11 protein-coding genes are annotated in these 9,991 nt (G+C 58.8%); 1 reads left to right on the plus strand and 10 read right to left on the minus strand.

What is annotated here, in order from left to right; translation table 11 throughout:
• Window positions 1-564 precede the first annotated feature (564 nt).
• The 10 genes from MKK63_RS07785 to MKK63_RS31945 form a co-directional block, all read right to left on the minus strand.
• Window positions 565-2,160: a flagellin gene (locus MKK63_RS07785; protein WP_244000351.1), complete on the minus strand. Its 1,596-nt coding sequence runs from the start codon at window positions 2,158-2,160 to the stop codon at window positions 565-567.
• Window positions 2,161-2,162: 2 nt separating this feature from the next.
• The gene (gene flgK, locus MKK63_RS07790) at window positions 2,163-4,037 is read right to left on the minus strand and encodes a flagellar hook-associated protein FlgK (protein ID WP_244000353.1); all 1,875 of its coding nucleotides are present in this window, start codon (window positions 4,035-4,037) and stop codon (window positions 2,163-2,165) included.
• Between the two features lie 34 nt (window positions 4,038-4,071).
• Window positions 4,072-5,337, minus strand: coding sequence for a flagellar hook protein FlgE (locus MKK63_RS07795; protein WP_244000355.1), 1,266 nt, complete (start codon window positions 5,335-5,337; stop codon window positions 4,072-4,074).
• Between the two features lie 157 nt (window positions 5,338-5,494).
• Window positions 5,495-6,481 carry a site-specific integrase gene (locus MKK63_RS07800; protein ID WP_244000356.1) on the minus strand — a complete coding sequence of 329 codons (987 nt, stop codon included), beginning with the start codon at window positions 6,479-6,481 and terminating at the stop codon, window positions 5,495-5,497.
• Entirely contained in the window at window positions 6,474-6,764 is a 291-nt protein-coding gene (locus tag MKK63_RS07805; RefSeq protein WP_244000358.1) for a hypothetical protein, read from the minus strand. The genes MKK63_RS07800 and MKK63_RS07805 overlap by 8 nt, the downstream gene beginning before the upstream one ends.
• A 171-nt stretch (window positions 6,765-6,935) precedes the next feature.
• On the minus strand, window positions 6,936-7,247 hold the full coding sequence (locus tag MKK63_RS07810; RefSeq protein WP_244000360.1) for a ribbon-helix-helix domain-containing protein: 312 nt from the start codon (window positions 7,245-7,247) through the stop codon (window positions 6,936-6,938).
• Entirely contained in the window at window positions 7,244-7,897 is a 654-nt protein-coding gene (locus MKK63_RS07815) for a ParA family protein (RefSeq protein ID WP_244000362.1), read from the minus strand. Before MKK63_RS07815 ends, MKK63_RS07810 begins: the two co-directional genes overlap by 4 nt.
• A 282-nt stretch (window positions 7,898-8,179) precedes the next feature.
• Entirely contained in the window at window positions 8,180-8,839 is a 660-nt protein-coding gene (locus tag MKK63_RS07820; RefSeq protein ID WP_244000364.1) for a hypothetical protein, read from the minus strand.
• A 178-nt stretch (window positions 8,840-9,017) separates the two neighbouring features.
• Window positions 9,018-9,281: an amino acid transporter gene (locus MKK63_RS07825; protein ID WP_244000366.1), complete on the minus strand. Its 264-nt coding sequence runs from the start codon at window positions 9,279-9,281 to the stop codon at window positions 9,018-9,020.
• Complete coding sequence (locus MKK63_RS31945) at window positions 9,278-9,406, minus strand: hypothetical protein (protein ID WP_313901754.1); 129 nt, start codon at window positions 9,404-9,406, stop codon at window positions 9,278-9,280. Before MKK63_RS31945 ends, MKK63_RS07825 begins: the two co-directional genes overlap by 4 nt.
• Window positions 9,407-9,597: 191 nt before the next feature.
• On the opposite strand from MKK63_RS31945, the gene MKK63_RS07835 reads away from it, so the two are divergent.
• Complete coding sequence (locus MKK63_RS07835; protein ID WP_244000368.1) at window positions 9,598-9,888, plus strand: hypothetical protein; 291 nt, start codon at window positions 9,598-9,600, stop codon at window positions 9,886-9,888.
• Window positions 9,889-9,991: the final 103 nt, after the last annotated feature.

A 9,991-nucleotide genomic window follows, 5' to 3' on the forward strand; every position in this document is an offset into this window, starting at 1 on the left:
TCTGGCCCTGTGAGATCAGCACGTCCGCCTGACGTAGCTTCGCGACGATCTCCTCGGGCTTCGGGTATTTTGCCATCTCGTCCGTCCTCCAGGCTCAAAAGCCATACCAAAGGGCGGACCACTTCAATGGGGGCTGACCAATACAGAAGGGCGCTCAGACGCCGTAAGAGTGAGGCCACGGATACCCCGATTACGTCCGGCTGGCATGTCCGTCCGCATCAGTGGTCACGCGACGCATTCCACGACGAGGAAAGGGAATTTGGATTTGACGCATGACTCAAAGCTTCCCCAAATGTAAGCCTTACCCTGGCTTACATCGATCACAGCAAGCCGATCTTTCTCAATATTCATGCCGCCATTTTCGACGAGCCTCCTCGCGAAATCTGACGCGCTCTCTGGCGTCTGTACAAAGAATATTGACCCGTTGGAGCTAAATTGCTCTATTCGCCTGCCTCGCTGAATTTCTTTTGCCGCTATACTATGTCTGGATTTATGTGACTTAATGTCAGACCGATTTATGTCGCAATGAATAATTAGAATTGGCATAATATAAATCTGCTTGTTCTAGCTTATATAGTTTACTAAGGATAATTTGGAAAGTGAAGCGGTGATCTGGTAACTTGCCTGAAGGCGATTTTGAAGATCAAGAAGCTTGGTGGCGATTTCCTCCGTTGGTGCCTGCTCGATGCCGTCAAGAGTATTCTGGAGCGTGTTCTGGGTCGCTGTGTTCGTTGTAGCTGCGTTCGACAAGCGAGTTGAAGCAAGGCTGAGTTCCGTCACCGTATCTTGCACGCTCGGGCTCGTATCGGTGGACGACAAGAGTGTTTGAGCACGGCTGCTGATGGCATTGTAGATCGCAGTCGCATTCGCGTCAGATGAACTTGACATGCCTAGCGCGACGGTAGCAAGACCCGCAAGCACATTAGCGATCGGAGTTTCATTCGCTCTCACCCCAGTCTGGACGGTGCTTGTTGCGCTGACCTGCACGGACTGGGTGCTACGCGGATCAGAATTCCCATCCTCGCCCTGATACCAAATTACCGTGTCGGTTGCCTTGCCTGGCGTGTAGCTCGGTTCACCGTTCGCATCAGTGGTGACGCGCAGAGGAGCCGTACCGGCTGCGACAGTGGCACTTGATGCGGAGAAGAAGTTCGTCGCAGAGCGAGCCGTAGCACTGGCAGTAAGTGTACTGCTGGCCGCCGCCTTGAGAGCATTGTTGAGCGTAGTCGACAGGTTCGTTGCTGTTGCGCTGGTGTCGCTGCCAATGGCGAAGCTTGTTGTAGAGGTGGCGTCCTCTGTTGTCGCCGCAGAGAGAGTAAGCGTTGTTGAAGTACCATCTGGCAGGTTCAGGGTGAACGTCATGTTGTCGCCGACGGCGGGCTGGGTGGCAACATTGACAGTGAAGGAGGCCGGACTGCCTGACGCAGACGGCGTGTAGGTCGCTGTAAGTGCGGATCCGGTAGTTGTTGGTGCGCCGGCTAGCGCGAAGCCAAACGCCGGGGTCGACCGAGCACTCGTGTCCTCGGTGATGCCGACCTGAGTGGTGCTCAACGTCGTCCCGGTGGGTGTTGTGCCACCTGGCGATGTCTGCGTCAGGCGACCGTTACTCCCTGCGCCGAGATCAGCAGTAACTTGTTCAGAAATTGCGGTTTTTAGGCCAGCAAGTGTATTACCGTTGCTGTCAATCGTACCATTTAGGATTTTGTCGGCGTCTACGACTGGCTCCGTGGAGGTATTGCTGCCACCAAACAGATAGCTCCCGCCGGCCGATTGGTTGAGTGCGTCTAACGCTGCCTCTAGATTGTTCTGCGCGAGCGTTTTGCTCGCAGTTGGATTTACTGCTGTACTCTGCGAGCCATTCTCAAGAGTGGTTTTCGTGCTGCTGCCAAGGGTTGCCACCTGTGTTAGACTGGTGACTGCGACTTGAGTGCGTGTCTGGGCCGCAGTGATGCCGGCTGCATAGCCGGTGAGCGCACTCAAAGTAGACTGTGCCGAGAGCGCCGTCGACCGGCCGGTTCCAAGACCACCATAAGTCTGCGCGGTTAGCCCGGTCGATAGCTGCGTCGACAGTGTACTGAGCTGGTTTTTCAACGCAAGCAGCTGCGTAGTGTTACGGGTGGTAGTGTAGCTGCCAGCTGCGAAGGGCGTGATTGCGGTCATGGTCAGATCTGCAGCAGTTGGTTGAGCATGTCACGGGCGGCGGTCAGCACTCTTGCGTTGGCGCCGTAGGCAGTCTGCAATGCAACGAGGTTCGACATCTCCTCGTCGATGTTGACGCCTGCCCCCGATGAAAACCGACTCTGGGCCGTTGAGAGAGCGGTCTGCTGGGTATTGTCCAGCGATGATGCTGTGGTGGCAGCTGATCCTTGTGCCGAGATGATGTCCTGCGCGAAACCCACCACGGTAGAGTTGTAGGGCGCAGAGACGCCACCGATGCCGCTCGACGACGAGAACGTCTGCTGCGTGGATGTCAGCGCCGTATAGAGTGATTGTGCACGTGATCCTGAAGCAGTTGAATTGGTGGTGCTCGACGCTGTCAGTGCGGATGTGTTCGCCTTGAGTGCGGTGTTGATCGTGATGCGCTGGGCAAACCCGGTGAGCTGCGAGCCACTGTCTTGCGAGCCTGTGTAGAGGGCGTTGCTAGATCCATCGGTGAACAGGGCGAGCTGCGGGTAGCCGGAGGAAAAATCACTCGCTGAAGTAGGGACAGTTATGTTGGCACTCGCCGCTGTGACGCTAGAGCCCCCAGAGCCCGTGATCGTGATCGTCGCGCTGGTACCACTAGCTGTCAGCGTGGGCACATTCTTGTACCCTGTAGCGGTTGCTCGCGTGCTGAGCGCCGTCAAGGCTGCTTGAAGCGCGCTCGCGTAGTTCGAGGGACCGCCGGAAATATCGAAGGTCTGCGCGAGCCCGCTGGAGTCATCGGTCTGACTTGGATCAACGGCCGCAGTCGCAGCGTTCGAAGCGACTAGCGTAACGTTGCGCACCGACCCATTGGCTGCGGTAACCGGAATGGTGATGCTATTTCCGGCCTGAATGCCGGTAAGGTCGATGGTTGCCGCTCCATTCACCACCGTGCCGGTGACGGTCTTATCGGTTAGCGCGCTGGCTAGACCAGCTGCCAAGTCGTCAAGTTGCCGCTGAGCCTGCGGCAGTACGTTGTCACGGAGATTAAGTTCAGAGGCGAGACTTCCTGATCTAAGTATCCCAGACGTTCCAAGGTCGATCTTAGCGCCACCTGGTGTCGTGGCCGTGATAGTGCCCACTGAACGAGGGTCGGCCGAAGAGGACGAATTTGCATTCAGCGTGCCGCGTCCATCAAAGCTTAGACTAGCCGCGCTGCCGCGGTCCACTAACATGATACCCGACTGAGTTGTAACCGAGACCGAACCGTCGCTTTGAGCGGAGGTCTGGACGTCCATGTAGCTTGACAGGCTGTTGATCGTTTGATCGCGCTGGTCTTGTAGATCGGCTAAGGACGCGCTGTCTGTCGTGTTTTGGATCTTGGTATTTAAGCTGGCAATGTTGGACAGGAGTGTGCTGGCAGACGACGTGTCGGTGCCTAGCTGCGCCTCGACACCAGTACGGAGGTCTTGAACGCTTGATGCAATGCTATTGATTTGGCCAGCGAGCGTTGCAGCATTGCCAAGTACGGTAGACCGCGCAGCAGAAGATGTCGGATTGGCGGAAAGTTCTTGAAGGGACTCCGTAAAGGTATTCAACGTTCCATCGAGGGCCGTTGAGCTGCCCGGTGTTCCGTAGAGCGCGTCAAGCTGTGCAACGGCCGTTGAATTGGTGCTAGTGTAGGCGGCTCCTGCCGTCTCCTGCCGGAGCTGCTTCAGCGCCGCCGTATTGAAGATGCGCGTAACTGACCCGCTAGCGACACCTGAATTGCTCGTGCCGGTGGCGACTGACGAAAGTGTCCGCTTGACGTAGCCGACTGTGCCAGCGTTGGCGACATTCTGCGAGACGACGTTGATCGCCGCCTGGGTGGCCGCAAGCCCAGCCGTCGCGGTGGAAAGCGCGTTCAGCGACATCTCACGGCCTCCATGGCTTGAACTGTATCCTCACTCAGCGGATCACGTTGAGCAGATCGGACATCATCGTCTGCGCCGTCGACATGACACGAGTGTTTGCGGAGTAGGCCTGCTGGGTTACAATCATTTTGGAGAATTCGGTCGCAATGTCTGCGTTTGATCCTTCAACACTGGATCCAGTGATCGTACTGCCATCGAGACCGGACAAGGGCGATCCCGAGTCGGCCGTCTGCAGATAATTACCGTTTGAGTCAGCCTGTAAGCCGTCAGGATTGGCGAACTGGGCAATTCCGACCTTAGCCAGAGCTACCACTGAGCCATTCGAGAACGTTCCGTTGATTTTTCCGTCACTTCCTACTGCGACACTGGTAAGAGTTCCAGAACTATTGCCGTTCTGACTAAGCGTGTTCGTCGTAGCAGCTCCGGTGCTGTCAGCATACTGAGTTAGTCCACCGGATATATCCAACTTTAGACTAGGAAAAGTATAATCACCAATGGCTACATTGCTCAACGTTGCTGACCCCCCGGTAGGAGAGGTGAGCGCGCCAGTTGAGTCAAATGTAAAATCAGGACCCGTCTTGGTCCAATTAGCAGCACTACTTGTACTACTATTATAGTATAAATTCCAAGTGGCTTGGCCGCCGCCTGCACTGCCACTTGTTGTCTGCACCCAGCGCGTGTTGATTGTCAGTGGCGCGCCAGTCGCCGTGTAGGCTGTGATTGCGGGGCCTACGATGCTGTTTGCTGGAACGGCTGTCGAGTCTACTGTTGGTGTCGCAGGCAGATTGGCTGCATAGGTAATCGTAGTTGTGGCTTGAGCCGGAAGTGAAACATTTCCGAGCTTGATAAGGCCCGTGCTAGTTGTTTGGCCCGTCGTTGGATCAAGATTGGTGCCGGTAAGGTAACCTCCTGCTCCATTGACTAGGTACCCATCTTTATCCTGCGAGAAGTCGCCCCGACGTGTATAGGCGGTTGTGCCACTGAACGTTGAGGCTCCGTTGGCATCGCCAGTCTTCTGCACTACCGTGAAAAAACCTGATCCCGTGATCGCCATGTTAGTCGGGGTGCTTGTCGAAGAAACACTTCCAGCAATGGTGTTGGTGAGCTGCGATTGAGCAATAACGGACCCAGAAACCTCCTTGGTTGGCGTAGTCTGTGACATTAGATCGACGAAGCTTGTATCAATACCCTTATATCCGATCGTCTGCGAATTGGCGATATTTCCAGAGATGTTGCTGATAGCGTAGGATTGAGCTTTCAAACCTGATACGGAGGTTTGAAGGGCGGAAAAGAGATCCATGGCAGTACTCGGCTAAGGTCCGTTCAGCACGCCGCAAAATCTAAGCCATGAAAAAATCTAATAGTTGCAATATCATATGCGATCGCTATCAGGACGGCGTGTTGTCAACTAGGAAAAATATTCCGAGCCACGGCATTCTTTGCTCGGCGCTATACACCTATAAAAATCCGCTGCCGCTGTGGCCTTTGAAAGCGTTCGCTCGCCTGATGTAACCCACTACCGTTCGAGGATCCCGGTGGCCCGACTGATCCATGATGCGCGCGAGATCGGCCCCGCGCTCGGCCGCCGTGGTGATGTAGCCAGCCCGCAGGCTGTGAGCCCCGAACGTCGAGGCATCGAGCCCCGCGGCCGTGCAGTAGGCCTTGATGATGTCGGCCACCGCCTGCGTCGTCAGCCGAGGCGTTTTTGCGGTCCCCGGATCTGGGGAGCGCACATTCCCCGACCGCGAGACCGGCCGAAACACCGGCCCCGACGTGATGCCGGCCGCATCCAGCCATTCCCGCACCAGGCGCACGGGCTGGATGAACCGGCCATGCGGGATAGCCTTCTCTAACCCCCTGCCCTCCTGATCGACCTTCGAGCGCCGCACGAGCACCCGCAGGCCCTCGGGGTCCTCGCGCAGGTCCTCCACGTCGAGCGCCACCAGTTCGGACCGGCGGAACGCCCCCGCGAACCCGAGCGCCAGCAGCGCCCGGTCGCGCTTGCCCGTCAGGGTGTCGGGTGTCCGCATCAGGAGCGCGGCCAGGATATCGGCGGTTGCGGCCGCCTTCTGCGTCGAGGCGACGCCCACCTTGCGTCGAGCGCCACGGAGTGCGGCGCGCACGCCTTCATCCTCGGTGGGGTCAGGCAGGCTTGCCAGCTTGTGGGCATGCCGGATTGCCGCCATGCGGCGGCCGAGCGTCGAGGCGGCCCGCCCAGCCTCAGCTTCGGCCACGATAAAACCGGCCACGGCCTCAGGGCTCGCCGGCAGGGACCGGAAGCCGTACCGGGCGCACCAGTCCTGGAACACGAGGGCATCGGATCTGTAAGCGCGGACGGTAGAGTCCGCCTTGCTGGCCTGCTGATAGGCGCGAACGATCGCGGCAGCTTCGGCTGGCAGTTTTACGGCGTGGTCGTGAAACTCGGCCGGAATGACTTCAGGCATCGGGATCTCGCTCACGCGTTTCGATCTTTGTCGTCATCCCGGTGTTGGTCGTCTCTTGCACGGTCTCGCCCGGATCACCCCAGCCGCACAGAAGCGAGAGTGCTCGTTCCCATCCATCAGGCAGTGTCGCGCCCTGAGCGCGCATCGATCGCCCGACCACGCTGACAACGTACATTCGCTGTCCGGGAGGAACATCGTCCATCGAGGACCGCGCCATCGTTTTGACGACCCAGCGCCGAGCTGTCGTCCCCCATTCCAACGGCAAATCCGGCAACGCCGCCAAGACACTTCCTATCCTATCAAACTTTCGAGAATAACGGTTATCGCAAGTTACACGTAGGATGGCACGGGAGCAAGCCAGCGAGGTAGCTTGATAGCAAGCTTGCGAGAACACGAGACCACGAGATGCCGAGACCACAAGTGGGCGAGCTACCGGGATCCCGGGCTCACAGGATCACTTGCTATGCCGCGCCACGAAATCGCGGATGGCTTCCTCGCATATCTCCTGGATGGTGCGCTCCTGTTCGGCCGCGATCACCTTGAGCCGCTTGCGCGTGGCAGGATCAATGCGCGTCAGGATCTGCACCCGAGCGTCGGCCTTGGCCTTCACGGTTGCCGCGGCCGTCGAAGCAAGTCCAGCCGGCGAGCCCACAGGCTCGGCCACTGCGGGCGGTTCACTGATAACGTTGGCAGTGACAGCCGGCGGATCCTTCCGGGCGAACCGGCCAGCGAGGCTGTCCAAGGTAGGGCGGGGCGCCTTGCTCATCGTACCTTCTTCTCCCCGGCAGCGAGTGCCGCCTCGACTTCCTGCCAGAGCGCGGCGACCTCGGCCGCGGCTTTCCCGTCCGGTTCGTGTTCGTTGACCGTGGAGCCGGTCAGGATCGCGTGAGACATCGCAACCCGGTTCGCGAGCGCAGTCGCCGCCACGGTCGCCCCCATGCTCACCAGCGCCGCCCGCGCCTCGGCGACGATTGCCGGCTCGGCCGACCCCGTGCGGGCCGGGGCATGGTTGATGACGGCGAGCGGCGCCTTGCCGACTCGCTGCGCGAGATCCAGCGTCGAGGCGACGGCCGCCAAGTCGAGCGGGCCCGGCCGCGTAGGGACGAGCACGAGATCGGCCGCCCGCATGGCCGCTAGAATGCTGTCCTCTGCGTGCGGTGGCGTGTCGATAATGATCCGACCGAACCCCTCGCGTCGGGCCGCCTCGACAAGCTCAGGCAATTCGCGAGCGTCCGCCTCGATCAGTTTCGGATCGTCCGGCCCGCGGAGCTGATGCCACCATGCGAGCGACCGTTGCGGGTCCGTGTCGATTAGCAGGGCAGGGCTGTCGGCTTTGGCCGCTAGGACCGACAGGTGCATGCTGAGCGTGGTTTTGCCAACGCCGCCTTTTCTGGCCGTGACCGCGATCACCTGCACGTCTGCCCCCATCCGCTGCGATCAAGCTCGGCAGCAATCAAGCCCCCAATGGATCCTGTCAACGAGACCGCGAGTCCGCCCGCTGGCGAGATGCGCCGCCAGCAGGATACCAGGACCGTGAGATTGCCTGCTATCAAGCTCGCATGCTCCCAAGCTGGCGAGGGATCGCCAGCAGGCCTATCTGAGGCGCACCAGCCGCAGCGCGGTCGGGATGTGCGCGAGGCCGGGCGAGCCGTGATGATATGGCCGCCCGGCCGGTGCGGTCATCTAAGACGTGACGGTCTAAGCTTCACTTTCGCGCGTCAGACCGATACGATCCAGATCTGGCATACTTAGCCCGACCTCTTCGTGCGCAAGCAATTTTTCGAGGGGCATCCCCTCTAACTCGTCATTGAGTTCCTTCGTTATTGTATTGTATTTTTCTTGAACCCATTGATTGGTATCTATAACCAATTTCAATAGATTATTGTAGGTTGTTTGATCCAAGGTTAGAGCGGTCGTACCAATAAAGCCAATATTTTCAACCTTGTATGGTTTGCCGCCGTAATTTATTGATGCAGAAGGTATGCAGGTGGTGTAGTCGTTTTCGTCATGCGCCAAATGCTTGTTTCTCAAATTCTTAAAATATTTGAATACATGGAGGGCGTCTTCATTTCCTTTAAAAATTACGTCTTCTTGCAATTTTGTTGATCTAGCTTTGTTGCCGCAGAAGCATTTTACGTATGTTATGATGGCCGTCTTCCAAATGGCGTCGCTTGATAGGTCCGATGGCTTTCCAGGCAGCAGCATTAGAAGCTCATAACAATATCTTAGGTCGGCCTGATGAGCGCCGTAATGCGACATCTGTCTGGCCTTATGCCCCTTCAATCTAATAAGTCGAAGTTTTTCAGACCCGCTCTCACTTACAAGGTCGCTTGCGACTTTAATTTTACCATTAGACATGCGGAAGTGCTCGCGGCGAGCTCAAGGCCTGTGGGCAACAGTGCCGCGGTAATAGTTGGGTGGGTCTCATAGCGCTGACACAGCGCTCAGACCGCCCGCTTGGCGAACCAGAATGCGCCGAAGCCGACGAGCAGCGCGCCGATCGGGAACGCGGCCGCGAGGACAAGTTGGGCTAGGGTCATTTTATACCCCTCAGGAGGAAGCTCGCCCCGAGATGTAGGCCGAAGCTGGCTAGGAGGCAAAGAACGAGTTTCACGAAGAACAGCCCGATTTCCAGATCGTTCATCGTCTCAAAGTGGTTCTGCGCGATCGGCGCGAGCCCACCAACGGCGATGGCCGCGATGGCGACGCCGTTCATGTAGGTAGCCGTCAGCTTCGTCCGCTCGTTATGCATGGCCTTGAGCCGTTCGGCTTCGGCCTTGTCGTCCTCCAGCCTGCTCACGGCCGCCGCATCCGGACACCCGCGCCGCCGCCGTTCTGCGGGATGAACTGAATACCAGCATCCTCAAGGGCCCGCTGGATCGCGGCCTCGTTCGCAGCGGTCACGCCGAGAGCGCCTTCCTGCATCTCAGCTCGACGCACAGTGGCGACGCCGACACGGGCCGCATCTGCCACGTCCTGGGCGGTCCACCGCAGGATCGCGCGAGCTGCACGAAGCTGTTGGCCTGTGATTGTCAAAATATCACCTGAGCGCCAGTTGACCACTGATTGATCGAGTGATATCCAGACTATCACACGGTCACTGAGCAATCAACGCCATGTCCCACCGCACCGTTTCCTGGAACCGCATTTCCCGCTCGCTGCACGACAGCAAGCCCAAGATCCCCGCCGGCCTGCTCTCGGCCCGCGCTTTCATCCAGTTCGGCGCCAGCAAGCGCCCCCTCGTCGCCGCCGGCCGCTACGACCGCGCCGCCATCATGGCCGCTGCCTGTCGCGCCGCCCCCGGCATCATGGAGCGCTGCGGCGTCTCTCGCCGCGTGGCGATGTCCTCCGCTCTCAAGGCCGCCTGGCAGGTTGCCAAGGCCGCCCACCGCGCCGCTGCGCACTGAGGAGCCGCGCCCATGCCCCAGGATCTCCGCTCCTACACCGCGACCGGCCAGCGCCATCGCCGCCGCTACGAGGAAATCGCCCGCGGCATCCATCGCGCCGCTC

This window comes from Methylobacterium sp. J-088 (genome assembly GCF_022829295.1).
In the GTDB taxonomy this organism is placed as follows: Bacteria; Pseudomonadota; Alphaproteobacteria; order Rhizobiales; family Beijerinckiaceae; genus Methylobacterium.